The sequence below is a fragment of the Bradyrhizobium sp. USDA 3311 genome, from assembly GCF_054062495.1.
On sequence record NZ_JBSSFI010000001.1, the window covers coordinates 8,135,728 to 8,162,521 of the forward strand.

Below are 26,794 nucleotides of genomic sequence, written 5' to 3' on the forward strand. Positions count from 1 at the left end.
CGTGTGCAAGATTCGGAGCCTGTCAAGATAGGCGAGACAATGCGACAGACCGGATCTGGAAGCACCGAGCAACTTGGCAAGTCGCGAGTGCGTGACAAGATTGTGTTGCTGCGCTTCCGTGATAACTGCAAGCAAGCCGATGGCCTTCAGCGCCCAGAACACAGAGTAAGATTCGTGCGCTCCGTCGAGCAAGACGTCGATCGATAATGTGTCGACACATCGTGAGGTCGGAGTTCGGACGAATTGGTACGCATCGAGGTCGCGGATCGACTTCCGAAGAGCATGGCCTTCGCGATAGATAACGATGCAGGTAGTTGTTGTACAGAGATTCCCGCCGCAATTGTATCGCTTCTAAAACGCACAGACATCGATCTGGCTCACCATGCCAAGCAGCGACACTCCGATATGCAGATCAAGCTGACGACCGAGAACTGGATCATCATTGTCGAGTCGACCTGCACGTTCGGGAAAGGCGCGATGGCGGCCATCGTCGTCAGCCAGTGGCCGCGCGCCGGCGCCGCAACCCTCGACGAAATCGGAGATCCCGCGTACGGCGGCGCCGGCGCGGCGGAATCCGCAACGGCCGGTTCAAATGGCCGCCCTTATCCTCGCAGCGTGGAGCCTGCTGTCGCGCCTCGAACGGTTTCGAAGCTGGTTCGTTGCAACGCGGCTCGCCGCTCGGCAATGGCATTGCTCAAGAGGTCGAGCACCAGCCCGAATGCGGCGAGTTCCTCTTCCTCGACAGCGCCGTCATCGTAGCACTCGAGGGTTTCAGCGATGATGGCGTCCGCCTCACGCTGCAGGGTCAGCAGTTCCTGGTTGGATTCCGCGGTACGCGCGCTCGCGACCATGGCCAGGATTCTCTTGCGATGGCTGGTGTTGTCCTCCCTTTCCTCGCGGTTCAAATAGCGGCGCAACCAGGCGCCGGCCGAGCCGATCCCGGAGAGAAGCAGGAGCCCGAACCAGAAGTAATCGCCGTACCGGTCGAGAAAAGTGCGTTCGTTGCCGTCGATGACGGCCGCCGCTCCCCGATGGATGGGCAGCTCGGTGTCCTTCTCGAGGTCCGGCTTGCTGATGTGAGCAGCGCCAGGTACCTGCCGCGCAATCGCCTGACGGACGGCAAAGAGCTGCCGGAAAAACGCGGCTACCGTGGTTTCGGACATGCTCTTTCTTGCCACGATGAGGTGGCTGACGCTGACCGTCTCGACCTTGTCACCCGGCCAAGCCGGATCCGCATTGAAGACGCTGGGCGGAATTTCCTCCGATTCATACCGGGGATGCCTCAAGGCGATCGCTTCCGATGTCTCGATGGCGAGAAATTTCGGCTCGCCGCGGGCCCGCGCCGTAGCAGCAACGGCGTCGGATGTGATCTTGCTGTCGAGTGGCCCGACTGCCATGAATGCATCGAGGGCGGGATCGCGCGCCAGCTCCCCGATCTGTTCAGTGCCAAAGTGCGTCACCGCGACCTTCTCAGCGTCCACGCCGGAGGCGCTCAGGATGACCCGCAGCAACGCGGCATTCACGGGGGTCCGCCCAATCACGCCGACACGGTGCCCTGCGAGATCGGCGACCTCCTTGATTTTCGGCGACCGCTTTCTTTTCGAGCCCTTGCCAGCAGGCTCGGAGGGCGCCCACAGCACGACGAAGTTTTTGCGCACGACGGCGACGGTCTGCGCCTCGGCGGGCATTTCCAGATCACCGCGGCCGACGGCAAGGTCCGCCTTGCCAGCCCCAAGCAGGGCGAGTGACTCCACCGCCCCGTCAGTCTTGACCGGGGACAGCCTGACGGTTCGACTTTCCCTCCTGAAAGCATCGGCCATTGCCTCGACGACTTTGTAATCGTCGCTGCCGGGCGGTCCAACGGCGATCCGCAGAACCTCCGGCCGCAATGCGTAATAGAGCGCACCCGCGGCCGCACCGAAGACAAGAAATCCAACGGCGAGAGCGAACAGTAAGGAATTGCTCCTCCTCCGCTCCCGGCGGGCCGCCTCACTGGTCGTCTTGCTTGCACTCTCGGTGGAAGACATTGCCGCCGCCAGCTGCAGATCCAGGTCCCCATGATACCACATCTTGCCGCGAACAACGTCCTGACGGCCGGCCTGGTTCATCGTCTCAGGCAGCGGCGTCAGACTCGTTTTGATGGACAACGTGCCTAGCGTCACGACCGCTTCCACGCGGTTGCCATGACAATTTCTACGTGTTTGTGAATTGCTTCACACGCTTGCTGTCGCCGGTGCCGCTAGCTTGCTCCGGTCAAGCCTACGCTCCGCCCGCCGACCAGAACTGACCCAGCGGAGACACTGAACAGGCCGCTTGGGCCGATCTCAGTGAAACAGGGGGAGAGGCGTCATGGGGGCATTGAACCTTTCACAGGTCCTTTGGGAGGAGCGGCGGGCGCTCGCGGGCGTTCGCCTGGAATTCGCACCAAAAGATCCCGACATCTCGCGGACACCAGCGCAGCCGGCATCCGGCGCTTCGCAGACACCAACCCAACCGCCGTCCGCGACATCGCCGCAACCTGCGCAGCAGCCCTCCCAAACACTGCCCAGACCATCGCCGACGGACCCGGTCCCGGGAAAACTCCTCGACGTCTACCAGGCGTTGAACGCGGACGACCGATGGGCCCTGTGCCTTTCCGGCGGAGGAATTCGCAGCGCGGCGTTTGCGCTCGGCATTCTGCAACGACTTGCGGCCCTGGAGGTCACGTCGAAGCGCCAGGGCGGGAAGACCGGCTCGGCCCTGACGGAGTTCGAGTATCTGTCGACCGTGTCGGGCGGCGGTTATATCGGCAGTTGGCTATCAGCCTGGCTCCATCAGGAGCGCGAGCGGCGCTCCAGTCCAGGCACGGTGGTTTCGGCGCTCAATCGGCGAGACAGCGTCGGTCAACTCGGCGATCACGAAGAAGCCGAGCCGGTTTCCAACCTCCGGCGCAACTCGCACTTTCTCGCCCCCAGCTTTTCGCCGATTTCTCCCGACCTGTGGAGCGACGTTGCCGGTGTCCTGCGCAACCTGTTCCTGAACTGGGTCCTGCTCGTTCCTCCGATGATCCTTGCGGTGCTCATCACCAACGCACTCTACTTTGCGGTCATCGATGCCGACAGCATCAGACGCGAGAATACGTCGGCCTGGTTCCTGGTTGTCATGTTCATACCAACCCTCTGCTTTCTGGCGTCCTTGTCGTTCTCCGTCGCGAACCGTCCCGGCCGCGGATGCATCAATGTCTCGCAACCCCGGTTTCTCGTTTGCGATCTCATGCCCTTCCTTGTCGGTGCTGCATTGCTGGTTTTCGTGTTGCGAAGCCAATACGGTCTGTCGATGCTCACGGACGTGACCACGGCCGTCGGGTTCAAAGTCGACAAGCAGGTCGAAAAAGCTCAATTTTACCCCGTCGTGGTGCTTCGCGGCGCCATCCTTGGCGTTCTATTCTTTCTTGCCTCCTGGGTGCTGGCGCGCCTGTGGACCCTGGTCTTTGGAAAGTCGGCCCGCCCACCGCTCGCGGCTCGTCCCAAGCATCCATGGATCGATCTCTTCGCCTGGTGCGTCGCCGGCGCCGCTTTTGGCGTGCTGGGTGCCGCGGGACTGGTCTTGCTTTGGCATTACGGCCCATCGGGTTCCGTTGCCACGACGGCGGGTTTTGCCTGCGTCCTCGGCCTGCCCTGGATCGTCATGGCGCGGATCGTCGCCGACGTGATCTACATCTCGTTTGCCGAATTCCTGTCCGAGGTGGACGTCGGGCTCGAATTCCAGGCGCGGTCGAGCGGACTCTTCACGCTGGCCTATCTCGGCTGGCTGCTGTGGTTCGGGCTCGTGCTTGGCACGCCACCGGCCGCAAGATGGATCGAGAGTCAGCTTGGCAGCGCGTTCGTCCCCTCGCTCGCGACCGGGGGAGGTCTTTCAGGCCTGCTTTCCGTCATCCTGGGAGCGAGCTCGAAGACCAGGGCCGCCGCCGAGCAGGCGTCGGGCGTTCGCCAATATCTCGGGCTCAACACGATTGCGGCGATCGCAGCGGGAATTTTCGCGTCGGTCCTGGTCGCTCTGCTGTCCATCGCCTGGAACAGGGCGTTCGCACTCGAGGCTGGCGCCGATCATCTGCCCTGGAAAGTCGTGCTCATAGCCGGCGTCGCGCTTGGAGCACTGATCTATGCAGCCTCGCATGTCCTCAGCATCAACCGCTACTCGCTCCACAGCCTCTACCGGAACCGACTGGTTCGCGCCTTTCTCGGTGCGTCGCGCAAAGAGAAGGACCGCGACAAGACCAAGAACGCCTTTACGGATTTCGACGGCCGCGACAGCCCGTATCTGCATGAACTCTGGGAGCATGGCGTTGCACCGACGGGGGCCAATTGGAAGCCGTTCCACGTCATCGGCGCGGCACTCAACCTCGTGTCGTCGAGAAATCTGGCATGGCAAGAACGGATGGCGGCGCCCTTCACGTTCTCGCCGCTCCATTGCGGCAGCGGCAGCGCCGTATTTTCGGACGGTGCCTACCGGACGACCTACGCGACGACCAAGCAGCCCCGGCCCTACGGCGGAATGCTCACCCTTGGGACCGCCATGGCGATTTCAGGCGCGGCAGTCAGTCCGAGCATGGGCTACAACTCGTCGCCGGGCGTCGCTTTCCTGATGGCGCTGTTCAACGTGCGCCTTGGCTGGTGGCTGGCCAACCCGCGCGGCGACAATGCCTACTACGCGGAGGTCAAGCCGACAGATGCGCTCCGGCCGTTCTTCATGGAGATGTTCGGCCTGACCAGCGAGACCGAGCGCTGGGTCTACCTGACTGACGGCGGGCACTTCGAGAATCTCGGCCTCTACGAGATGGTCCGCCGGCGCTGCCGCGTGATCGTTGTCAGCGACGCCGGCTGCGACCCCGATTATTCCTTCGAGGATCTCGGCAACGCGCTGCGCAAGATCTGGATCGATCTCGGCGTGCGCATCGACCTGCGTGGCCTCGACCTGCTCAAGAAGCGCTTCACGGAACGTCCAAGCCCTGCAACGAAAGCGCCTTATTGGGCGGTCGGCGATATTCTCTATGGCGAGGCCGATGGCGGCAAGTCGCAAAACGGACTGCTGTTGTACTTCAAGTCGGGCCTGCACGGCACGGAGCCCATGGGCGTCCTGAGCTACGCGATATCCCACCCGACCTTTCCGCACGAGACGACGCTGAATCAATTCTTCACGGAGTCGCAATTCGAGAGCTACCGCATGCTCGGCTACGAGATCGCGGAAAGCGCATTCGAAGCCGGAGGTGGCCTTTCGACCGGCACGTCCACCAAGGCGCCGCCGACTTTCGTCTCGATCATCAAGAACCTCTAGGACCGGATCGCAAGGTCATAATCCGGGATATGGGGCCTGCCCTTCCCCAACCGCTGCTGCGGATGCTTGAGTTCATATTCACTGACTATCGCTTGAGCACCCACGGAGCGTGTGATACATAGATCGCTCGGGACATTGACAACCGCCCGATGAGCTCCCGCAGCCAAGTGTTGTTTCGCTCCAATATGGAGGTGAAACATGTCTTGCGGCAGCACTACTTCCAATTCCGCTTACATCATCAACCCGCCCTCACTGCCTCTTCCCGACCTGCGATGGTGGAAGCTTCCACTTGTGTGGCTGGCTGGAATGGCGTGCGCGTGGGAACGACGGCGCCAGTACGGGGAACTTCTCGAACTCGATGATCGGCTGCTCGCCGACATGGGCCTATCGAGGAGCACTGTTGAAGAGGTGCGCAGGTCTCCGTTGTATCTCGAAGCGTGGCACCACAGCCTGTAAGGGGCCAAGGTCCCGAGGTGGCGTCACAAGCGCCTGACAGCGACGACTAAGCTCGTTGGATGGGCCGAGCTCTTCGCGAGACTCATCTTCGTTGCAAACGGGTTGAGGGGTTTCGTGTTGCTCGACCCACCCGACGAGCTGAAAGTTCGGACGCCACAATCTCGAATAGCCAGGCCTGCCCTTCCCCCATTGGCACCGTCCCCTCGATCATGTACCCCAGCCAAAACCTTCACGGGACGGGACACTCATGGGGACCGCAGCCACTGACGAGGCGGGAAGCGCCACCCGCGCGCTGATCTTCGCGCTGGTCGCGCTCGCCTGCGGTCATATGCTTTCGACCTTGCTGCGCACCATTCCGGCCATCAGCCTCGACCTGATGGCGGCGGACTTCCATATCGAGCCGCAGGCGCTGGCGAGCCTGACCTCGGTCTATCATTTTGCCTTTGCCGCCGCGCAGATTCCGGTCGGCGCGGCGATGGATCGCTTCGGCGTGCGGCCGGTGTCGCTCGCCCTGCTGGCGGGAACCGTGTTCGGCGCGGTCGCGTCCGGCTTCGCGACAGGCCCCGAGAGCTTTGCGGTCGGCCAGCTCATGCTCGGCGTCGCCACCTCGGGCATGCTGATGTGCCCGATGACGCTCGCGGCCAAGCAATTGTCGGCGGCGCGATTTGGACTGTGGTCGGGCGCGATCCTCTCGATCGGCAATATCGGCATGCTGCTGTCGTCGAGCCCGCTCGCCTTCGTGGTCGACACCTGGGGCTGGCGTGCCGGGTTCTGGGTCTCCGCAGCTGGCGGCGTCGTGGTGGCGCTCGCAGTGTTCGCGCTGGTGCCGAACCAGCCGGCCGAGCACAAGGACCATTCCTCGCCGATGGCGCAGATGATCGAGGTGCTCAGGCTCGGCCTGTCGCGGCCGCTGCGCGGCCTGATCGCGCTGGCGCTGGTGTCGCTGGCGAGTTCGCTGGTGCTGCGCGGCCTGTGGGGCGGACCATGGCTGATGGAGATCAAGGGACTGACGCGGGTCGAGGCCGGCAACCAGCTCGGTGCTTTCACGCTCGCGATGATCGTGGGGCCGCTTCTCATCGGCATGATCGACCGCAGGATCGGCCGCCGCCGCGAGCTGGTGGCCGGCACTCACGCGTGCGCGGCGCTGCTGCTTGCGCTGATGGCGTTGGGAGCCCCGCACTTTGCCGTTGCATGGCTGTTCGGCGTGACCGTCATGCCGCCGCACTACGATCTGGCACTGTTCGTGCTCATCGGGCTCTTCACCTCCGCCCAGCCGCTGCTGTTCGGCATGTCCAGGCAACTCGTCGACGCGCAGGTCGCGGGAAAGGCACTCGCTGCCGTCAATCTCGCCTTCTTTCTCGGCACCGCGCTGATGCAGTCCGTCACCGGCGCGGTGGCGGCGCTCGCGGGGCTGCCGGCCGTACTGCTGTTCATGGCGGCGGCGCTGGCGTTCGGCGTGCTGATCTTTTTGACTTATACGTCGCCGCGTTCGTAGGATGGGTAGAGCGCTTCGCGAAACCCATCATCTTCGCACACGGGTCGATGGGTTTCGCTTCGCTCTACCCATCCTACGAGCCTGCGCCGCTACCTGCATCAAGGGAATTCCAGTCCATGCCTGTCGACACCAAAGCCGCCACCGATCGCCTCATGCGCTTCCTCTCCGTCGAGGGCGTCACCGGACAGGAGGCGGCGATCGGGCGGGAGCTCACCGCCGCGCTGAAGCAGAGCGGCGTGCCGGCGAAGGCGATCCGGCTCGACGACGCCAACACCCGCATTCCGGTGCCGACCGAGACCGGCAACCTCATCGTCGACCTGCCCGGCCGCGGCGCGCTGCACAACCAGCCGCGCATCATGTTCATGACCCACATGGACACCGTGCCGCTGTGCGCCGGCGCCAAGCCGAAGAAATCGGGGCGCAAGATCGTCAACGAGGCGAAGACCGCGCTCGGCGGCGACAATCGCTGCGGCTGCGGCGTGCTGGTGACGCTGGCCGCCGAACTCGAAAAGCAGAAGCTCGATCATCCGCCGATCACGCTTCTGTTCTGCGTGCGCGAGGAGAGCGGGCTCTACGGCGCGCGCCACGTCAAGCTCGACGAGCTCGGCTCGCCGGTGATGGCGTTCAACTACGACGGCGGCTCGGCCTCCAACGTGATCATCGGCGCGGTCGGGGCCGACCGCTGGACCGTCGAGATCTTCGGCCGCGCCTCGCATGCCGGCGTCGCGCCGGAGCGCGGCATCTCCTCGACCATGATCATGGCGCTCGCCCTTGCGGACGCGAAGGCTGGCGGCTGGTTCGGCAAGGTGGTGAAGGGCAAGCAGCAAGGGACGAGCAATATCGGCCCCGTCACCGGCGGCGAAGGGCGCCCCGCGGGCGATGCCACCAACGTCGTCACCGACTACGTGCATGTGCGCGGCGAAAGCCGCAGCCACGACGGAAAATTCTTCAAGGAGATCACGAAAGCCTACAAGGCCGCGTTCGAGAAGGCGGCCAAGAAGGTGACGAATGCGCAAGGCAAGTCCGGCAAGGTCAAGTTCAAGGCCGAGACCGACTATTACCCGTTCCGCATGAAGGACAACCTCCCCGTCGTCAAACGCGCGATCGAGGCGGTGTCCGCGGTCGGCGGCACCCCGAATGTCCGCGCCGCCAATGGCGGCCTCGATGCCAACTGGATGGTCCGCCACGGCATTCCGACCGTGACCTTCGGCGCCGGCCAGAACGAGGCGCACACGGTCGACGAATGGATCAATCTCGACGAGTACGACCGCGCCTGCGCGCTGGCCGTGCAGCTTGCGACGATGCGGTGAGCATGTGAGCCTGCAGGATGGGTCGAGCGCAGCGAAATCCATCCTACGAACCTCCGCCAACCGACACGAGAGATCCGTATCTTGACACCCGAACTGCACCAGAAACTGACCGCGTGGCGCCGCCATTTGCATGCCCATCCCGAACTGTCGCTCCAGGAGAAGGCGACCGCGGCCTTCGTGCAGGACAGGCTCGCCGAGCTCGGCATTCCCTTCGAGGCCGGCATCGGCGGCCACGGCGTCGTCGCGACCTTGACGCGCGGGCACGCGCAGGGTCGCGTCGGCCTGCGCGCCGACATGGATGCGCTGCCGATCACCGAGGATACCGGCCTGCCCTACGCCTCGACGACATCAGGCGTGATGCATGCCTGCGGCCATGACGGGCACACCGCCTCGCTGCTCGGCGCCGCGGCGCTGCTCGCCGCCGACACCAGCTGGAGCGGCACGGTCGATTTCATCTTCCAGCCGGCCGAGGAAGGCTATGGTGGCTCGCGCGCGATGGTCGGCGCCGGGCTGTTCGAGCGCTTTCCGATGGACCGGGTGTTCGGCTTCCACAACTGGCCGGGCCTTGCCGCCGGCACCATCGCGGTGCATGACGGCGTCGTCATGGCCTCCGGAGGACGCGTCACCATCACCATCGAGGGCCATGCCGGGCACGCCGGCATGCCGCATCTGACGCGCGATCCGGTCATGGCGGCCGGTCATCTCATCGTGGCGCTGCAGTCGATCGTGTCGCGCAGCGTCGATCCGCTCGACACCGCCGTGCTCTCGCTGTGCACGATCGAGGGCGGCACCGCACCGAACCAGATCGCGGGCAAGGTCGCGATCCGCGGCACGCTGCGGTTTCATCGCGAGGCGGTGAAGGACGTCCTCCTCGCGCGGATCGGCGAGATCTGCGCCGGCGTCGCCACAAGCTTTGGCGTCAAGGTCACGCCCGAGATCGTCATGGGCGTCGGCGTCGTGGTCAACACGCCTGATGAGGCGGGCCTTGCGCGCGCCGCCGCGGAGAAGGTGCGGGCCGAGGTCAGGCGCGACCTTGCGCCCAGCATGGCCGGTGAGGATTTCGCCTTCTACCTCAAGCAGCGGCCCGGCGCGTTCGTCTGGATCGGCAACGGCGACTTGCGCGACGGCGCCGAGCTGCACGGCCCGCGCTACGATTTCAACGACGCGATCCTTCCCGTCGCATCGGGCTGGATGGCCGAGGTCGCCAAGACGGCGCTGGCGTCGAACTAGCACGGGGAGGCGGCGGGCCCTGTGCACGCCGCCATCCGGCATGATCAGCAGCCGCGGCAGATGATCAGCTTGCGGTCGATTTCGGCGTCGAGCCGTCGCAGCTCGACGTCGACGGGCGCAGCCTGCACAGGCTCGGACAAATCGTCGGGCCGCGGCTGCCGGTGCCCGATGGGTGCTTGCCGGAAAAGGTCTGCGAATTTTGTCGGTGGAGGATTGCCGGGCGAGGCGATCCGCGTGGGGGCGCTCCCTCCTGCCCTGAGACTCGAAACCGGCCAGAACAACAACGCAGCTGCGACGGTGGTCACGCCAAGTCTGATTGACATCATCTGTCTCCTATCGCGGTGACGCCTGCGCATTCGCAACTTGCGAACACGCGCCTGCGAAGAATAGGAGATCCCGGCTACCCGGCCATTTCGCCGGCAGTGATATCGCGTTACCACTGCAACCGCAGGCCTTGTCGTCGCGGGCCGGCGGGCTAGCAAGCCCCGGCGGCTCGCCGCAATCTTCCGCTCGTGGCCGACGAGACGAGGCTCCGCGCCAGCGCGCTGGCGAGCTCCGCCGACGCCAGCGGGTGATGGACGAGCTCGGTAATGCCGGATGTCTTGAGCGACGGCATCGCCAGGTCGCGCGTCGAGGGCGCAGCGAGGATGATCGGCAGGGCCGGCGCCGCATCATGCAACGCTGCCGCGAGATCGAGCGAGGAGCCGCCCGGCAGATGACACACCAACGCCGCGTCGAACCGGGCGTGCGCGGCCCGGCAGGCGGCGATCGCCTCCGCCAACCCGGTGAAGCCCACGGGTTCATAACCCAGCGCTGCGAGGATTTCCTCATAGCGCAACAGGCGGCGGCGGTCGGTGTCGATGACGAGCACGGTTTCGCCGGCCCCAAGGAACGCTGGATCCGAGCCGTGTTGAGCGGGCTGCGGCTCGACGGGCTCGCCCGATGGCAGCCAGATGTCGAAGCGCGTGCCGGCATCCGGCCTGCTCTGCACTGCGACGGCGCCGCCATGCTGCTCGACAATCTCGCGAACCGTCGCGAGCCCGAGGCCGTTACCGTCCGGGCGGGTGGTGAAGAACGGCTCGAAGATCCGCTCCAGCGTCGCCTCGTCCATGCCCGGCCCGGGATCGGCGACCGAAATGACGGTGAATCGGCCGGGACCGACCTCGCTCCGCCCGATCGACAACGGCTTGGCGAGATCATGCGCCTTGATGCGGAGCTCGATACGGCCGGGCTCCTTCATCGCCTGCGCCGCGTTGTTGCACAGGTTCAGGATGACCTGCTGCAATTGGGCCGACTCGCCCGTCACGATGGCAATGTCGGCGGTCTCGTCCACTTCGAATGTGACGTGCGAAGGCAGCGATGCGGCCAGCAGCGATCTGGTTTCGTCGACCAAGGTCCTGAGGCAAACGCGCTCCCGCCTGCCCTCGCCGCGGCGCCCGAAGCCGAGAATCTGTTCGACCAGCTCACGCGCCCGCTCGCCGACCCGGCGGATTTCGGCGAGACTCGCGGCCGGCCGGCTTCCCGGCGCGACCCGCGCATCGGCCATTTCGGCATGGCCGAGAATGGCGCCGACGATGTTGTTGAAGTTATGGGCGATGCCGCTGGCAAAGGTCCCGATGGTCTCCATGCGACGCGCCTGTTGCAGGCTCGCCTGGAGGCGCTCCTTCTCCCCTTCGAGGCGGGCCCGCCGGATCGCGTTGCCGATGGCGTCAAAGGCCATGCGAAACAGCGAGACTTCGGACCAATATGCGAGCGCGCCTCCGCGCACCGCATCGAAGCCGAGAATTCCATCGCGGCTTCCGTAGGCCGCCATGATGCACAGCCAGCCGCTCACACCCGCCTCGGTGAGCATCGCGTCATGGGGATGCGAGGCGTTCATCCTGGGGATATAGACGATGCCGTCTTCGCCGCCGTCCAATCGCGGTGCGAGGCTCAGCACCCGCTCCGGCCAGCCGGACTCGAATGCGATGCCGTCGCGCGACCACCGATAGGTGTGCATCGTGGTGCCGACCACGCAGGCAAAATAGGCCCTGTCAGCGCCGATGCATCCGGCTAGCTGGCGAAGCGCCATCTCGACATCCGCATCGATTCCGTCGTTGCTCGAATTGATGAACAGCATCGAGATATTGGCGATCACGTGTTCGAATGCGGCGCGACGGCGCAGCGCCATGGCCCGTTTGCGCAACAGCATTCCGAAATAGATGATGCCGGAGAGCAGGAGCAGCGAGGTTATATATTGCAGCAACCGCGTCTTGCGCGCCGAGGCGCGCGCGGCAAGCTGGCGCTTCAGGATCACAGCCAGCATCGCATCCTGCTCGCGGTTGTTGGATTCGGCGACGAGCGTCTTCAGGATCGTGTCGATGTCAGGCAGAAGGTCGTGCAGCATCTGTCCGTGGAGCAGCAGCGCGTGGACCGAATCCGTCTCCGCCGGCGGCGCTTGAAGTTGCGCCAGCTCTTCCAGTCGGTCTTCGACCTGGCGCGCTGCGGCATCCGACGTATCGAGCGTCAGGCGGAGCATGGCTGCTGCCAGCGCGGAGGCGGCCGTCACCAGCGGCCGGGACTCCGATGCGGCCAATCTGTCGCTGAACAGGCCGAAATAGGCAAAGGAATTCTGCAGCAACGCGTTCCTGCTCTTGAACCGTTCGATCAGGCTCTCCTGCCGGTCGGCACGCGCCGACAGAACATCGATCACCCTGGTTTGCTCGGCGTCGAGGCCTGCCGTGTCGCGCAGCCGCGTCAGGGCATCGTCATAGGCATTTACCATATGCACCAGCGCGTCATAGTTGCGCGACAGGCCGGCACGCGCGGTGAGGACCTCCCTGGTCATCCCGCGTTCGAACCGGGTGAAATCCCCGAGCGCGCGAAGCTGGCTGTCATAACGCGCCGAGTTGATGTTCAGCCCGTGCAGCAGCAACCAGGTGAGAAGCCCGAGCACGAACGCGACGCTGATCACGGCGGGAGCGGATTTCACGGCGAGCCTCCGACGGGCGCGCCGCGATAGGTCCCGGTCAAGCTGTTGAGAAAGGCGACGAGCGCCTTGACCTGCTGGTCTGTCAGCGTCGCGTTCAACTGGGCCAGCGCCATCTTGCGAACCGCGTCATCGAGCGTCGGCGCGCTGCCGTCATGAAAATACGGCGCGGTCGTCGCGACGTTGCGCAGGCTCGGCACGCGCAGGATCCTGGGCTCGGGCGACGCGAGGGGATGGAATATGCCGTGCCGCTCGAACAGATTGCCGCCGACGTTGACGCCCTGATGGCAGGCGGAGCAACCCAGCGATTTGAACAGGCGGTATCCGTCCAGCTCGCCGGCCAAAAGGGCTGCGTCGTCGCCCTTCAGCCAGCGATCGAACCTGCTGCCCGGCGTGACCAGCGTGCGTTGAAAGCTCGCCAGCGCGTCGACGACATCGGCGCCTTCCGGACGGCGGCCATAGGCCGCGACGAAACGATCGCGCATGTCGGGATCGGCATCGAGCTTTGCGGCAACCTCCGCCGCGCTGCTGCCCATGGTGTGCTGGCTTTGCAGCGATGCCTCGATATCGGCCTCGAGGGTACGGAATTTTCCTTCCCAGCCGAAACGAAAGCTGAGCGTCGAATTGAAGACGGTGAGCGTGTTGAGCGCAAGCTCCGCCCCGTTGAGGCCGACATCGTGCCGCTTCTGGCTCGCGCCGTTCGTCGCGATATCGTGACAAGATTGGCAGGCGCGGGAATTGTCATGCGAGACCCGGCGATCGCCAAACAGCTTCTCGCCAAGGGCGACCTTGAGCGGGTCGGCGGCAGGGGCCGCGGGAATTGGCGTGATCGGCTCCCCGCGGTCAAATGCGTGCGCCGACGGCGGCTGCGACGGCGCGGGCGTGACTTCCACGCAGCACAGCAGCACCGCGCAAATGGCGATCAAGCCACCCCGATAGCCGGCGCCTGGTCCGGCTCCGCGAAATCCAGTCAATCGTCGCACCGTCAGTGATATGGGGGCGGGAGCGAAAGCAACCGCGCCTCTTCAAGGGCTTTTGATCGAGGCTCGATGATTTCGTGAATGCGGCGATCGCCGGATCCGGAAACGGAGGCCGCACCAGATCATCGAACGAGGCACGGCGCGAAACAGGCCCAGTCCGGCGAAGGCAAGGTAGAGCGCCTCAGCAATCATGGCAGTACCTCACCATCCCCTCGATCTCCGACCGGCCGTGGATTCCGAGATCGCGCAATGTCCGGTCGTCGAGCTCCTTGAGAGCGGCAACAGCTCGTCTGATCTCGCGTTCCCGGCGCGCGTGCGACAGCAAGACCGTCAACGTCTCACCGGCCGAACGCAGCGGACTCCAGCGACGCTCCGGTTGCACCTCGAATCGCCGGGAGCGACCGAGTTCGACGACATTGCCGCTGCTCTCGGCCCCGTCGCTGCCGCGGCCCTGCACCGGTTCCGCCGGCTCGCTTGCGTTGGGCTGCGACTGCCAATCCCTCCGTGCCGCCAGTATTGCGTGAACCGGCATGGCCGCGGTCGGATGCAACGCGGCACCATAGAGGGCAAACCCTTCCATGAAGAAGGTAAGGACCGCCCACCAGAATGTGCTGAGCTCCTGGCCCGGCTGCGCAGCCGGCGGCGCCGAATCCGAACCGATGTCGGCGAGGCCCTGCCGCGCGGTGCCGCCAGAACCGAGACGGGCCATCCCGCGGCCATCGGACCAACCTTGCCCATCGGGCTCCGCGTCACCCGGCCGGACAATACGGATGACACCGTGAGAATGCGTCTTCATCGTAACTCTCCCACACGCTGTTCGTGGGAGACTATGTGCCGGCCGGCTGTTACGCCGAGATCACCGCCACAGGCAAAGGGGTTACAATTGCAATCCGGCGGCCGCCACATTGCTCGAACATGATCTCCGCGCAGACGCGTTCCGTGTTTGTCGCGAGGGAAGACCGCCGCACACTTCGCGCTAACGTGACCCTTCGGGTCCGGATCTTGCCCTAGAACGGATCTACGGGAACCGCGAAGACATAGCCGACGCCGCGCTCGGTCTGAATGACGCGCGGCGCACTCGGATCGACCTCCAGCTTGCGCCGCAGCCGCAGCACTTGAACATCGATGCTGCGATCGAAAATGTCTTCGTGGATGCGGGTGGCCTGAAGCAGATGCTCGCGGGTCAGGGGTCGCTGCGGCGCCTCGAGGAAGGCCAGCAGCAAGGCATACTCTCCCTTGCTGAGCGGTACCGGCGCTTCGCTCGGATCGATGAGCTTTCGGCCGCGGCGTTCCAGCTTCCAGCCGTTGAAGCGATAGCCGCCGCGCTCGGGATCCCGGGCGCGCGCGGCACGGCCCATCTCCTGCCGCCGCAACACCGCCCGGACGCGCGCCAGCAGCTCTCTCAAGGAGAACGGCTTGATGATGTAGTCGTCAGCGCCGAGCTCGAGCCCGACGATGCGATCGATCTCGTCGGGGCGGTGGCCGGTCGTGATGATGACAGGCACGTCGGAATGCGACCGGATTTCCCGCAGCAGGTCCAGGCCGTCTTCCTGACCGAGGCGAAGGTCGAGGATGATCAGACTGGGCTGACCGGCCTCGAGATAGTGGTACAGTTCAGACCGGTTGGACGCCGCCCTGGTCGGGACATTGTGCTCCTCCAGATATCTGATCACCATCTGCCGCAAGGTGGGATCGTCATCGACAACAACGATGTGGCCAACATCTGCAAGCATACTTCACTCTCAAAATCCGTCGTCACCAACCGGGTCACGTTCAAGATTCGCAATCACTCGGAATAATATGGGGGACAGCAAAAGCGTCGCCATGCGACGACAACGTTCATGACCACTTGATGATGCCGTAACCCGGTATTTCTGCGGCCAACTCCGCCGGATGTCGCAGACGTGAATAATTGTGATCCTAGCAAATGCTACTTTTGAGCGATTCCAATGCGCCGGCGTGCGAGATCGTTCGTCGGCGACGAGGTGACTGTTCGGCAGTGACGACGACTGCAGTGACGACGACTGCGCGAGCGATGGCGAGAAGACTGCCAACATTTTCCTGCGCGCGCGACGTCGACTTCGCCTGCGCGTGAGCTTTTGCCGTTGCGCGTATCCGGCGTGCGAACGACAGTGTTGCAGCCGGGAAAGATCGGCCGCAACAGATCGTTTGTCAGGATATGTCAGGAGCGCGGGAGACCCGCCAGGTACAGGTAGATCGCAGCGAGGTCGTCGTCGTCCATCCGCCCGATCGGTCGCCACGGCATCTGGTCGTCGAGCCGATGTCCGTTCGGATCGACACCCGTGCGCATGGTCGAGATGAACTGCGCCTGGCTCCAGTCTTTGACGATACCGAGGTCGGGTCCGAGCGGAGGCAATTGGCCGGGCACGCCACCGGAGAGATCCTTGCCATGACACTCACGGCAATCCTGATAGGACAGCAAGTACCTGCCGTAGCGCGCCGTCGGCCCCTTCGGCGGCGCGGTGATCACACCGGTGAAGACCGGCTTTGCATCCGGCAACAGGCCGGCGCCCAGCATCGCAAGGCCCAGCACGCTGAAGCGATCCGGTGGATCCGGGGTCTCCTCACCACTCGCGGGCAAGGCGCGGATGTAGGCGATCACGGCCTTGGTGTCGTCGTCGCTCAGCCGGCCGGCATTGGTAAAGGACATGATCGCGAGCCATCGCCCCCGCGCATCGACGCCATTGCGAATGGCGCGAAAGATCTCGCCGTCGGACCAATGCTTCAGGACCCCGGCGGGAGTCAAATTGGCGGGCACGAACGAGCCGATCGGAAGTGGAAGATCCTCGCCGACGTCGCCGCCACCCAACAGCACACCGCTTTTCGAGTGACACCCGGCGCAGAAGCCGTCGGCGACCGCCCTGCCGCGGGCGATGCGTTCCGGTGTCGCCTCGACCTGGAGATCGGGGACCGGCGCGGAGCGCGCGTGCTGCTTGACGATGCCCGCTGCGGTCAACGCGCTTACGCCGGATAGCGGGACGATAAGCGCCGCCGCCAGCACCACGCCACCCCACTTCACCAGCGGATTCTGTGCCCGCAGGGCGCAAGCACCCGACCAGACCAGGAGCACGATGAAAGCAACCATCGCGATCAGGGCGACAATATTCTGCATGACGTTTTCCTCAACGAATTCTGCGTGGTCAAGACCGCGCGCTATCTCGGTCGTCAATAATCGGCTTCGGCCAAAATCGCCGCCGAATGTCGCGGCGCGCCAAACGGCGTTCTGCCGGGTTACGAGCGCGGCATTACCGCTCCGTTTCACGGCCGGCCGCTCGCGTTACAACCGTAGTCCTCGCGCGACTGCACCATCTTCGCCGGCACGTCGGCCTTGGCCGCGCCACGATGCGTTGCCGACGTAACCATTTGGCGGCCATCGGAAGCCTTGGTGTAACCGCGATCCCTTCAATTCCCTCTTGCTCACGAGAGCGGCCGCCCGGTGGCGACCGCGCATCGATCATCAAGAGGTCATCTCCCATGAAGATTCTTATCGCTTCGACGCCTGCGACGGGTCATCTCAATCCGATGCTGGCAATCACGCGGATCCTGGTCGCCGAGGGTCATGAGATTGCTTTCATGACCGGCACCGCCTTTCGCGCCCGCGTCGAGGCCAGCGGCGTCAAGTTCTTTCCCCTTCCCGAGGGCGCTGACTTCGATCCGAACGACGTCTTCTCGCGGGTCCCCGAACTCAAGACCATCCCGCCGGGGCTGGAGTGGTTCCGCGTCGCCTGCGAGCGCATCTTCGTCGACGCCATTCCGGCCCAGCACCAGGGGCTGCTGCAGGCGTTGCAGCAATTCCCGGCCGATATCATCGTCGGCGACGACATGCTGTTCGGCGTGCTCCCGATGCTGCTCGGACCGCGCTCGCAGCGGCCCCCCATCGCGCTCTGCGGCACCTCGTTCCTGCATTGGGCGCGTGAGGACGGTGCGCCGAACTTCCTCGGCTTGCCGCCAGCACGGACCGACGACGAACGCGATCATTATGCGGCCATGGCGCGGGACTTCGATGCGGCGGTCGATCAGCCGGTGTCACTGCGCCTGAACCGGACCCTGAAGGGCCTCGGCGTCGGACCGATAGCAATGCCGCTTTTCCATTCCGTGGTCGCTCTCGGCGACGCCTATCTGCAATTGTCGGTGCCGAGTTTCGAATTTCCGCGCGAGATCCCGTCCTCCGTGCATTTCGTCGGCACGCCTCCGATCATTGCCAACCAGGTCCCACCGCCGTCATGGGCCGAGGAGCTCGATGGTACACGCAAGATCGTTCTGGTGACGCAGGGAACGGTGGCCAACCACAATTTCAATCTGCTGGTCGCCCCGACACTGGCGGCGCTGGCCGACGAGCCCGACATCATGGTGATCGCGACCGCAGGCGGCCGCCCGGTGGACGCCATTCCCGGCAAGGTCCCGTCGAACGCACGCATCGCGAGCTACCTGCCGTTCGAATGGCTGCTGCCGAACGTCGACGTGCTCGTCACCAATGGCGGCTATGGCAGCGTCAATCAGGCCCTGAGCTTCGGCATCCCGCTGGTCACCGCGGGACTGACCGAGGACAAGGCCGACGTCAACGCGCGGGTCGCATGGTCCGGCGTCGGCATCAACCTTGCGACCAACGAGCCGACTCCGCAGGCCCTGCGCGAGGCGGTGCGGACGGTGCTCGACCAACCGCGCTATCAATTCCGCGCAACGCAGATCGCGGACGAGTTCGCCGAGATCGACACGCGGACGGAAATTCTCCGGGTCATCGGCGAGCTCGTGACCGACGAGACGGAAGTGTCACGCCTGCGCGCAATCGCAGCGAGCCAGGGACGGCGCTCCGGCCGGCGTGCCTGATCGCACGTCTGAACGGAGCGATGGAGGGCGGAGCGACCGCGCTCCGTCGCTCCGTAGAAGTTCGTCACATGTCACCGGATGCTCGCCCATGCGAATCGAACCAGACACCTTTGCATTCACGCTGCTGCTCGGCCTTCTTGCGGCCGTGCCGTATTCCGGCATCGACATCAACCTGCCGGCCCTGGCCGCCACCGGCGCCACACTGGGCGTGAGCGCGTCGGATGTCGGGTTGACGATGAGCGCCTTCATGCTCAGCCTCGCCACCGCGCCGCTGATCTACGGACCCGTCTCGGACCGCCTTGGCCGCAAGCCTGTTCTGGGCTTCGGCCTCGCGCTGTTCGTCGCCGCCAGCGTCAGTTGTGCGTTTGCCTCCTCGCTGCCGGTTCTGCTGCTCGGCCGTTTCGTTCAAGGCATCGGCGCCGCCGCAACCGCCACGACCTTTGCCATCATCCGCGATCTCTTCGACGGCGACGCCGCGCGAAGCAAGATCGGCAGCATCATGGTCGCAGTCAACGTCGCGACCGTGATCGCGCCGACGGCCGGCGCGGCGCTGCTGGCGGCTGCCGGCTGGCGATCGATCTATGCAACCCAGGCCGCGATAGGTTTCATGCTGCTGGTGGTGGTGATGTTTCGCTTCGCCGAAACGGCGGCGATCGCGCCGTCCGGGCGCCTGGTGCCGTCCGCCGTGATCGACAGCTATCGCCGGGTGCTGACGCATCCGGTCTCGGTTGCCTACATCCTGGTCGGCGCCGCGGGCGGCGCGACGGTGTTTGCCTACGTCACCGGCGCCTCGCTGTTCTTTGTCGGCACCGTCGGGCTCTCGCCCGAGCAATACGGCCTGATCTTCAGCGCCTGCTCGGCGTCCGTGATGGGCGGTGCCTTGCTCGACGGGCAGCTCGGCCGGCGCGGGATATCCTCAAGCCACATGCTCGCAATCGGGCTGGCGCTGTCGGCGGCGGCGAGCGTCGTGCTGCTCGGGATGACACTGACCGGCTGGATGCCCACGGCGCTTGTCGTCGCGCTGCTGATGGCGGTGGCACTCGGCTTCGGGCTCAGCGTGCCGAACGTGATGAGCGCGACGATGCAGCACCTCCCCGAGATCGCCGGCGCCGTCAGCGCGGCTGCCGGGAGCATTCAACTGATCGCCGGCGCCATATCGAGCGGGCTGGTGGCGGTTCGCTTCGACGGACGGACTGCGCTCTCGATGACGGCGGTCATGGCAGCGTCGTCGCTCCTCGCGCTGGTCCTGTATTGTCTGGTCGCGCGTTCCGCCGACCGTCGACTGCGATCGCAGGTGATCGATGCCAGCGAAGCGATCCGCAGCTCCACGAGCTCTTAAGGTTCGCAGGACGCCGATGCTGAAGGACCCGGCGCGCGCCGACGCCAAAGGGGGTTTCATCGCCGAACAAATCTAGCGCGGATGGTTGAACAGGTCCGTCGTGGCGTCGTCGACGGCGATGTCGACCAGCGCGGGGCCGCCCGAGGCCAATGCTTCGGCGAGACAGCGGTCGAGATCGGCGACGTCGGTTATGCGGCGGCCCGGGCAACCGTGCCCCCTGGCGAGCGCAACGAAGTCGAGCCCGGGCAGGTCGATTCCAGGCGGACGATGCGCCTGCATCAGCTGGCTGAAGGCCCGCATCGCGCCATAGCCGGAATTGTTCATGATCACGAAAGTGATCGGCAGGCGACGCTGCGCCGCAGTCCAGATCGCCTGGATGCAGTACATCGCCGATCCATCGCCGATCAGGGCGACGATGCGACGGCCCGGCCGCGCCAGCGCCACGCCAATGGAGGCCGGCAGGCTGTAGCCGAGCCCTCCGCTTGCCATGGTGTAGAAGCTGTCCGCGCCCGGCCGCGGCAGGAACTGCTGGATGGCGGGACGATGCGACGGCGCCTCCTCGACCACGATCGCATCGCGCGGCATCAGCGCCGACAGCCGGCTCAGCGCATAGGCCGGAGGAATCGGATTTTGCGCGGCGGGAACGGCAGGCCGGGTCCGCGCGGCCGGCCCCTCGCGCTTGGCGATGTCGGGCAGCGCCGAACGAAGCGCGACGAGCGCCTTCGGGAGCGTGCTGATGATGGTGTCACCGACCGCCGCGGCCGCGGCCTCGGCCGGATCGTCGGTGATCTGCCAGACCGGCGTTCCGTCGTCGAGCAATTCGCATTGTCCTTCGACGTGGAAGGTGAACACCGGCGCTCCGACCACGACGATCAGATCGACGCCGCGCAAGGCGCGCGCGAGCCCTCCGGGCGCTGCCGGAAGGAAGCCTGCGAATTGCGGATGCAATTCCGGAAAGCTCGAACGGCTCGACATCGGGCTTGCCCAAACCGCCGCCCTCGCCTGTTCGGCGACCGCGACCATGGCATCGACGCAGCCGTTGCGATCGATCTCGGGTCCGACGACAAAGGCAGGCTTGCTGGCCGCTGCGATGGCTGCGCCGAGCCGGACGATCGCCGCCGGATCGGGCGCAAACTCCGTTGCGATGTGGCGCACCGGCGGCGCGACGGCCGCCCGCGCCCAATCATCCGACGGCACCGACACGAATGTCGGGCCGCGCGGATGCTGCATGGCGGTGAGGAAGGCCTGCGCAATGGCCGCGGGCACATCTTCCGCCCGCGCAGGTTCCGAACTCCACTTCACATAGGGCCTCGGAAACTGCTCGGCATCCTCCGCGAAGAGATAAGGCCGCATCCGCAGCAGGCTGCGCGCCTGCTGGCCCGCCGTGACGACCATCGGCGTCTTGTTGCGGAACGCGGTGAAGAGATTGCCGAGGGCGTGGCCGAGCCCGGCCGCCGAGTGCAGGTTGACGAAGGCCGGACGCCCGGTCGCCTGCGCATAGCCGTCGGCCATGCCGACGACGCAGCCTTCCTGCAGGCCGAGCACGTAATCGATGTCGTCGGGCCAGTCGCCGAGAAAGGCGAGCTCGGTCGAGCCCGGATTGCCGAACACACGATCGACACCGAAGGAACGAAGCACGCCGAGGGTTGCTTCCCGGACCGTCAGGACTTTTGAGTTCATGGGTTGATTTCCCGGCATGCTTCGCCGTGTGGTGACGCGATCAGAAGGGATAGTGCTGAGGCTGGGTCTCGATCGTGATCCAGCGCAGATCGGTGAATTCGGCGATCCCGGCCTGACCGCCGAAACGGCCGTAGCCCGATCCCTTCACACCGCCAAACGGCATCTGCGCCTCGTCGTGCACGGTCGGTCCGTTGACGTGGCAAATGCCGCTTTCGATGCGCTGGGCCACCGTCAGCGCCCGCGCGACGTCGCGGCCGAACACGGCGGCCGAAAGACCGTACTCGGTATCGTTGGCGAGGCGGACCGCATCATCCACGCCGCGCGCGCGGATCACCGACACGACGGGACCAAAACTCTCCTCGCTGTAGATGCGCATGCCCGGGACGACGCGGTCGAGCACGGTCGCGGGCACGACCGTTCCGGCCCGCTCTCCACCCGCAAGCTTGACGGCGCCCCTGCCGATCGCGTCATCGATCAGCGCAACGACATGCCTGGCCGGCGCCTCGTCGATCATCGAACCGATCACCACCGGCCCGGAGCGCGGGTCGCCGGCCGGAAGCGCACCGGCTTTCTTGGCAAGCTTAGCGGCGAACTGATCGGCCACGCTCTCATCCACGATCACGCGCTCGGTCGACATGCAGACCTGGCCCTGGTTGATGAAGGCCCCGAACGCCACGGCGGCGACCGCGGCATCGAGGTCGGCATCGTCGAGCACGACCAGTGGCGCCTTGCCGCCGAGCTCGAGCAGCACCGGCTTGAGGTGGCGGCCGGCGAGCTCGGCGATGACGCGGCCGACGCGAGTCGAGCCGGTGAAATTGATCCGCCGCACCGCCGGATTTGCAATGAGACGTTCCACCACCGCCGGCGCATCGGCCGGCGCATTGGTCAATACGTTCACGACGCCGGGCGGAAATCCCGCGTCCCTGAACACCTCTCCGATCAGCCGGTGCGTTCCCGGACAGATCTCGGAGGCCTTGAGCACCACCGTGTTGCCGCAGGCGAGCGGCGTCGCCACGGCGCGAACGCCGAGAATGATCGGAGCGTTCCAGGGCGCGATGCCGAGGCACACGCCGGCCGGCTGGCGGACGGCCATCGCCAGACATCCCGGCTTGTCGGACGGGATCACCTCGCCCGCGACCTGCGTGGTCAGCGACGCCGCCTCGCGCAGCATGCCGGTTGCGAGCTTGACGTTGAAGGCCGACCAGACTTCGGTGGTGCCGATCTCGGCCATCATGATCCGGATGAAGGCATCGCGCTTGGCCTCGAGCGCATCGGCGGCCTTCAAGAGCAGGGCGCGCCGCGCGTTCGGGCCGAGTGCCGACCACGCGGCGAGCGCGGCGGACGCCGCCGCCACCGCCGCGTCGGCGTCGGAAACCGTCGCGGCGGCCGCGCGGCTCGCGACCTCCTGCGAGAGCGGATTGCGCCGCTCGAATACCTTGCCGGTCGAAGCGGCCTGATCCCGCCCGCTGATGAGAAGATTGACGTCCATGAGAACCTCCCTGATGTTTGTGGCTGGGCTCAGCCGAGCAGCCGCGATTTGCTGGTTTCGTGCGCGAAGCCGAGCGCGATCATCGCTGCCAGCGCAAGCGCGACGTAGTATCCTGTGATCGCGTAGGTGGAGCCCGTCTGCGCGAACAGGCTGGTGGCGACGAGCGGCGCGATGCCGCCGCCGAGCACCGTGCCGAGCTGCTTTCCGATCGACACGCCGGTGAAGCGGATGCGGGTCGGAAACAGCTCCGGGAAATAGCTCCCTTCGGTGCCGAACATCAGGGGATGGATTACGCCTGCGGCCAATATCACCGCACAGGTCACCAGCAGCGTGTCACGGCTCGCGATCGCACCGTAGAATGCAAACATCGAGATGGTTGCGAGCGCGACGCCGGCAAGGAACAGGCGTTTGCGTCCGATTCGGTCGGACCAGGCCCCGATCAGGGGCATGGCCACGAGCCCGACGAGATTGGCGAACAGCACGGCCTGCGTGATCACGTCCTTCGGAACGCCGAGCTGGCGCGTCGCAAACGAGATGGTGAAGATGGCCGTCAGGTAGAAGTAGGACGTCTGCGCCATCTCGGCGAAGAACACGATGAGGATCGGCCGCCAATGTCCCTTCACCGCCTCGACGACAGGCACGGTTTCAGCCGGCCTCGCCTCGCGGAAGGTCGCGCTCTCCTCGATGCGCAAGCGCATGTAGACGCCGAGCGCGACCAGCACCGCGCTGATCAGGAACGGAACGCGCCAGCCCCAGGACAGCAGATCCGCCTCCGGCAGCCGCGAGATCGCCAGCGCCGCGAACGAGGCCAGCACGACGCCGACGGGTCCCGCGGCCTGGATCACCGCGGCAGAGAAGCCGCGCCGGTTGCCGGGCGCCGTCTCGATTGCCATGAGGATCGCCGCGGTCGATTCCCCGCCGAGCGCAAAGCCCTGGAGGAAGCGCAGCACGACGAGCGCGATCGTCGCGGCCACGCCCGCGCTGGCGTAGGTCGGCAACAGTCCGATCGACATGGTCGCAAGTCCCATCATCAGCAGCGTGCACAGCAGGACGGATTTGCGGCCCAGGCGATCGCCGAAATGTCCGAACACGATGCCGCCGAGCGGACGCGCCAGAAATCCGACGGCGAACGTCGCGAAGACAGCGATGGTCGCCGTGAGCTGATCGAATTTCGGGAAGAACAACTGATCGAACACCAGCGGCGCGATCAGGCCGTAGATGAAGAAGTCGTACCATTCGATCGCCGTGCCGATGGTGCCGGCGATCAGAATGCGCCAGCGGCCGCTCGCCGTCTGCGCGGTAGCGGCAGCGGTGGCGGCATGTTCGTCGTAGTCCTCGAATGCTCCTGTGGTCACGTTTTCCTCCTCCGTTGTCGTTGCTTGTTGTTATTGCGTTTGTTGTTATTGCCGTGCGGCCACGGGTTGGATGTGGCCGCGGGAACAGATCAGCTTGCCAGCCGCGCGCCATCGCCCGCGCCGTGCCCGAGCGCGCGGGCAAGAACGCGTCCGATCGTCCCGGCCTGCGACGCGCTGCCGCGCCAGGCCACGATCTGGTCCGGACGGATCAGAGCGAGGTCCGCCTCGTAGAGATCGCGCAGCGACTTCGGCAGCGTGACGAGCTTGACGTCGACGCCGAGCGCGCGGGCCGTCTCGCCGAGCGGAGCATGGCTGGACGTGACGTCGCCGAACTGGAGCAGCGTCCACTCGAAACCGAACAGGTCGTACAAGGACACGCCGTCGTCCAGCCACACATGCGGTGCGCGGCCGCCGGGACAGGCGCTCGGAACGTAGACATTCGCGGCGTCCGGCGGCGGCTGGCTGCCGTCGGAGACGATGATCGGCGAACCGTCGTAACGTCCGCCGAAGGTGATGCCGGGGATGTTGAACTCGGCGCGGGCGTGCTGCTCGAGATAGACGCCCGCGATCCGCCGCGCCTCGCCGCCGGCGTCAGTGGCGTCCTCGATCTCCGGCGCGGGCGCGAACAGGCCGAGGGAGTCGGCGAAGCGGCGCGCATAGTCGGTGTTGCGAAGCGCCACCGGACGCCGCTCGACCTCGTAGCTGTCGAGCAGCGCGGCCGGGCTCACGCCCTTGACGACGCTTGCGAGCTTCCAACCGAGATTGACCGCATCCTCGATCGCGGTGTTGTAGCCGAGGCCTCCAGTCGGCGTGAACAGATGCGCCGCATCGCCGCCAAGGAACACCCTGCCCCGCTGCATCGCATTCGCGACCAGCGCGTGGCCGGCGGTCCAGGTCAGGAACGACAACACCTCGCATGCGATCGGCGCGCCGCAGGCGCGCTGGAACGCCGCCTTGGCCTCGTTGACCGTGATCGCGCTCTCGTCTTCGCCCGGCCGGAGCTGGGTGTGAAACGCGAATTCGTCGCGCCCGTTCACGGAGGCCATGAAGGCGCGGCGATCGCCGTTGAAGCAATTGTACATCCACGCCCTGGCATGGGGGATGCCGGCGTAGAACTCGGGTGAACGGAGATAGACCGCCAGCATGCGGCCGCCCATGAAGTCGCGCTGCGTCCCGGTTTCACCGCCATAGACGATGCCGAGCGATTGCCGGACCTGCGAGCGCGGCCCGTCGGCCCCGACCAGGAAGTCGGCCCGAACCTGAAAGCGGCTGTTATCGTCGAGACATTCGATGTCGGCGACGATGCCGTCATCGCTCTCGGTGTAGCCGATGAGACGATGACCGTAGTTGAGCTGGATTCCGGGAAGCCGTTCGGCGTGCCGGCGCAGCACCGCCTCGACGTATTTCTGCGAGACGCGATGCGGCAGCTCCGCGGCACTCCAGGAGCCCGACAGGCCCTTGACGAGTTCGCTCGCGCGCGAGGACGACGGCAATGCAAACCGCGCCAGTTCATAGCCGGTGTAGCGGGTGAAATACGCGACGTCGGTCGGATAATCGGCCGGCAGGCCTTCGCGCCTGATCTCGTCGGCAAAACCCAGCCGCCGATAATGCTCCATCGAGCGCGCCTGCGTCGCATTGGCTTGCGGATTGAACGCCGTGCCCGGCTTTTCATCGACCAGGATCGCGGACACGCCGCGGCGGCCGAGTTCGTTGGCCAGCATCAGCCCGCATGGGCCCCCGCCTACGATGAGCACGGCGGCCGTCAGACGTGTTTCCAAGGCGCTTCTCCCTACCAGCATTATCCTGCATGGTAAGGTTGCCTGACGATATCGTCAAGTAGCCTGACTATTCGGCGTCGTCGAGCGTGTCGAACTGCGCGCCATAGACCGCCAGTCCCTTCAAGATCGCCTCCATCGTGGCCTTGCCGAGCTCGGCGCGCATCTCCTGCTCGGCGATGTCGACGGCATCGCGGAACGCATCGAGCCATTTGCGTCCGGCCGGCGTGAACATGACGATGCGCGCGCGCCGGTCGGTCGGATCGGCGATGCGGTCCACCAATCCGAGCTCGGCGCATTGATCGACCAGCTCGCCCATCGCCTGCTTGCTCATCGACGCGCGGCGGGCGAGCTCCGTGAGCCGCGTCCCCTCCACGTCGAGATTGCGGGTGAGACTGACATGGGCGATGCGCGTCTCGTCATGCCCCCGCTCGCTCATCAATTCGAGCACGCGGCCTTCGAAACGTCGCACCGCGTTGTTGAGCAGGCGGCCGATATTGGCATGCCGCCACGCCGTCCCGGATGTCCTGGATTTCAATGGATATGCCTTCTCGGA

At 65.5% G+C, this 26,794-nt stretch carries 19 protein-coding genes; 7 read left to right on the forward strand and 12 right to left on the reverse strand.

Going from position 1 to position 26,794, the window contains the following annotated elements:
• Nucleotides 1-602: 602 nt before the first annotated feature.
• Nucleotides 603-2,027 (reverse strand): TAXI family TRAP transporter solute-binding subunit, encoded by a 1,425-nt coding sequence (locus tag ACVWW6_RS38750; protein WP_456683228.1) that lies wholly within the window; start codon nucleotides 2,025-2,027, stop codon nucleotides 603-605.
• A 574-nt stretch (nucleotides 2,028-2,601) separates the two neighbouring features.
• On the opposite strand from ACVWW6_RS38750, the gene ACVWW6_RS38755 reads away from it, so the two are divergent.
• From ACVWW6_RS38755 to ACVWW6_RS38775, 5 genes are all read left to right on the forward strand, one after another.
• Nucleotides 2,602-5,313, forward strand: coding sequence for a hypothetical protein (locus ACVWW6_RS38755; RefSeq protein ID WP_456682621.1), 2,712 nt, complete (start codon nucleotides 2,602-2,604; stop codon nucleotides 5,311-5,313).
• A gap of 306 nt (nucleotides 5,314-5,619) precedes the next feature.
• Nucleotides 5,620-5,769 (forward strand): DUF1127 domain-containing protein, encoded by a 150-nt coding sequence (locus ACVWW6_RS38760; protein ID WP_456683229.1) that lies wholly within the window; start codon nucleotides 5,620-5,622, stop codon nucleotides 5,767-5,769.
• Between the two features lie 247 nt (nucleotides 5,770-6,016).
• Complete coding sequence (locus ACVWW6_RS38765; RefSeq protein ID WP_456682622.1) at nucleotides 6,017-7,264, forward strand: MFS transporter; 1,248 nt, start codon at nucleotides 6,017-6,019, stop codon at nucleotides 7,262-7,264.
• 116 nt (nucleotides 7,265-7,380) lie between these two features.
• Entirely contained in the window at nucleotides 7,381-8,574 is a 1,194-nt protein-coding gene (locus ACVWW6_RS38770; RefSeq protein WP_456682623.1) for a M20/M25/M40 family metallo-hydrolase, read from the forward strand.
• An 81-nt stretch (nucleotides 8,575-8,655) separates the two neighbouring features.
• Complete coding sequence (locus tag ACVWW6_RS38775; RefSeq protein ID WP_456682624.1) at nucleotides 8,656-9,804, forward strand: amidohydrolase; 1,149 nt, start codon at nucleotides 8,656-8,658, stop codon at nucleotides 9,802-9,804.
• A 44-nt stretch (nucleotides 9,805-9,848) separates the two neighbouring features.
• On the opposite strand, the gene ACVWW6_RS38780 is transcribed toward ACVWW6_RS38775, so the two are convergent.
• The 6 genes from ACVWW6_RS38780 to ACVWW6_RS38805 form a co-directional block, all read right to left on the reverse strand.
• Nucleotides 9,849-10,127, reverse strand: coding sequence for a hypothetical protein (locus ACVWW6_RS38780; RefSeq protein WP_456682625.1), 279 nt, complete (start codon nucleotides 10,125-10,127; stop codon nucleotides 9,849-9,851).
• Nucleotides 10,128-10,279: 152 nt separating this feature from the next.
• Entirely contained in the window at nucleotides 10,280-12,775 is a 2,496-nt protein-coding gene (locus tag ACVWW6_RS38785) for a two-component system VirA-like sensor kinase (protein WP_456682626.1), read from the reverse strand.
• On the reverse strand, nucleotides 12,772-13,698 hold the full coding sequence (locus ACVWW6_RS38790; RefSeq protein WP_038965864.1) for a cytochrome-c peroxidase: 927 nt from the start codon (nucleotides 13,696-13,698) through the stop codon (nucleotides 12,772-12,774). Before ACVWW6_RS38790 ends, ACVWW6_RS38785 begins: the two co-directional genes overlap by 4 nt.
• A 235-nt stretch (nucleotides 13,699-13,933) precedes the next feature.
• The gene (locus ACVWW6_RS38795; RefSeq protein ID WP_456682627.1) at nucleotides 13,934-14,548 is read right to left on the reverse strand and encodes a DUF1127 domain-containing protein; all 615 of its coding nucleotides are present in this window, start codon (nucleotides 14,546-14,548) and stop codon (nucleotides 13,934-13,936) included.
• Between the two features lie 211 nt (nucleotides 14,549-14,759).
• The gene (locus tag ACVWW6_RS38800; protein WP_011085479.1) at nucleotides 14,760-15,485 is read right to left on the reverse strand and encodes a response regulator; all 726 of its coding nucleotides are present in this window, start codon (nucleotides 15,483-15,485) and stop codon (nucleotides 14,760-14,762) included.
• 449 nt (nucleotides 15,486-15,934) lie between these two features.
• Entirely contained in the window at nucleotides 15,935-16,885 is a 951-nt protein-coding gene (locus tag ACVWW6_RS38805; RefSeq protein WP_456682628.1) for a c-type cytochrome, read from the reverse strand.
• A 362-nt stretch (nucleotides 16,886-17,247) separates the two neighbouring features.
• Between ACVWW6_RS38805 and ACVWW6_RS38810 the strand changes: the two genes are divergently transcribed.
• Together ACVWW6_RS38810 and ACVWW6_RS38815 are read left to right on the forward strand one after the other, a co-directional pair.
• Nucleotides 17,248-18,600, forward strand: coding sequence for a glycosyltransferase (locus tag ACVWW6_RS38810; RefSeq protein WP_011085477.1), 1,353 nt, complete (start codon nucleotides 17,248-17,250; stop codon nucleotides 18,598-18,600).
• Nucleotides 18,601-18,688: 88 nt separating this feature from the next.
• Nucleotides 18,689-19,939, forward strand: a complete 1,251-nt coding sequence (locus ACVWW6_RS38815) for a multidrug effflux MFS transporter (protein ID WP_456682629.1) — start codon at nucleotides 18,689-18,691, stop codon at nucleotides 19,937-19,939.
• Nucleotides 19,940-20,011: 72 nt separating this feature from the next.
• On the opposite strand, the gene mdlC is transcribed toward ACVWW6_RS38815, so the two are convergent.
• The 5 genes from mdlC to ACVWW6_RS38840 form a co-directional block, all read right to left on the reverse strand.
• Nucleotides 20,012-21,619 (reverse strand): benzoylformate decarboxylase, encoded by a 1,608-nt coding sequence (gene mdlC, locus ACVWW6_RS38820; RefSeq protein WP_082756110.1) that lies wholly within the window; start codon nucleotides 21,617-21,619, stop codon nucleotides 20,012-20,014.
• Nucleotides 21,620-21,659: 40 nt separating this feature from the next.
• Nucleotides 21,660-23,108 carry an aldehyde dehydrogenase gene (locus ACVWW6_RS38825; protein WP_456682630.1) on the reverse strand — a complete coding sequence of 483 codons (1,449 nt, stop codon included), beginning with the start codon at nucleotides 23,106-23,108 and terminating at the stop codon, nucleotides 21,660-21,662.
• Nucleotides 23,109-23,137: 29 nt separating this feature from the next.
• Nucleotides 23,138-24,463, reverse strand: coding sequence for an MFS transporter (locus tag ACVWW6_RS38830; protein ID WP_304551354.1), 1,326 nt, complete (start codon nucleotides 24,461-24,463; stop codon nucleotides 23,138-23,140).
• Nucleotides 24,464-24,552: 89 nt separating this feature from the next.
• Complete coding sequence (locus ACVWW6_RS38835) at nucleotides 24,553-26,262, reverse strand: FAD-dependent oxidoreductase (RefSeq protein WP_456682631.1); 1,710 nt, start codon at nucleotides 26,260-26,262, stop codon at nucleotides 24,553-24,555.
• A 46-nt stretch (nucleotides 26,263-26,308) separates the two neighbouring features.
• Nucleotides 26,309-26,776 (reverse strand): MarR family winged helix-turn-helix transcriptional regulator, encoded by a 468-nt coding sequence (locus ACVWW6_RS38840; RefSeq protein ID WP_028175557.1) that lies wholly within the window; start codon nucleotides 26,774-26,776, stop codon nucleotides 26,309-26,311.
• Nucleotides 26,777-26,794: the final 18 nt, after the last annotated feature.

Coding starts and splice junctions, on each gene's coding strand:
- ACVWW6_RS38780 (WP_456682625.1), bottom strand. CDS start 10,127: ATGTCAATCAGACTTGGCGTGACCACCGTCGCAGCTGCGTTGTTGTTC.
- ACVWW6_RS38815 (WP_456682629.1), top strand. CDS start 18,689: ATGCGAATCGAACCAGACACCTTTGCATTCACGCTGCTGCTCGGCCTT.
- ACVWW6_RS38805 (WP_456682628.1), bottom strand. CDS start 16,885: ATGCAGAATATTGTCGCCCTGATCGCGATGGTTGCTTTCATCGTGCTC.
- mdlC (WP_082756110.1), bottom strand. CDS start 21,619: ATGAACTCAAAAGTCCTGACGGTCCGGGAAGCAACCCTCGGCGTGCTT.
- ACVWW6_RS38810 (WP_011085477.1), top strand. CDS start 17,248: ATGAAGATTCTTATCGCTTCGACGCCTGCGACGGGTCATCTCAATCCG.
- ACVWW6_RS38770 (WP_456682623.1), top strand. CDS start 7,381: ATGCCTGTCGACACCAAAGCCGCCACCGATCGCCTCATGCGCTTCCTC.
- ACVWW6_RS38760 (WP_456683229.1), top strand. CDS start 5,620: ATGGCGTGCGCGTGGGAACGACGGCGCCAGTACGGGGAACTTCTCGAA.
- ACVWW6_RS38835 (WP_456682631.1), bottom strand. CDS start 26,262: ATGCTGGTAGGGAGAAGCGCCTTGGAAACACGTCTGACGGCCGCCGTG.
- ACVWW6_RS38750 (WP_456683228.1), bottom strand. CDS start 2,027: ATGTCTTCCACCGAGAGTGCAAGCAAGACGACCAGTGAGGCGGCCCGC.
- ACVWW6_RS38795 (WP_456682627.1), bottom strand. CDS start 14,548: ATGAAGACGCATTCTCACGGTGTCATCCGTATTGTCCGGCCGGGTGAC.
- ACVWW6_RS38800 (WP_011085479.1), bottom strand. CDS start 15,485: ATGCTTGCAGATGTTGGCCACATCGTTGTTGTCGATGACGATCCCACC.
- ACVWW6_RS38825 (WP_456682630.1), bottom strand. CDS start 23,108: ATGGACGTCAATCTTCTCATCAGCGGGCGGGATCAGGCCGCTTCGACC.
- ACVWW6_RS38765 (WP_456682622.1), top strand. CDS start 6,017: ATGGGGACCGCAGCCACTGACGAGGCGGGAAGCGCCACCCGCGCGCTG.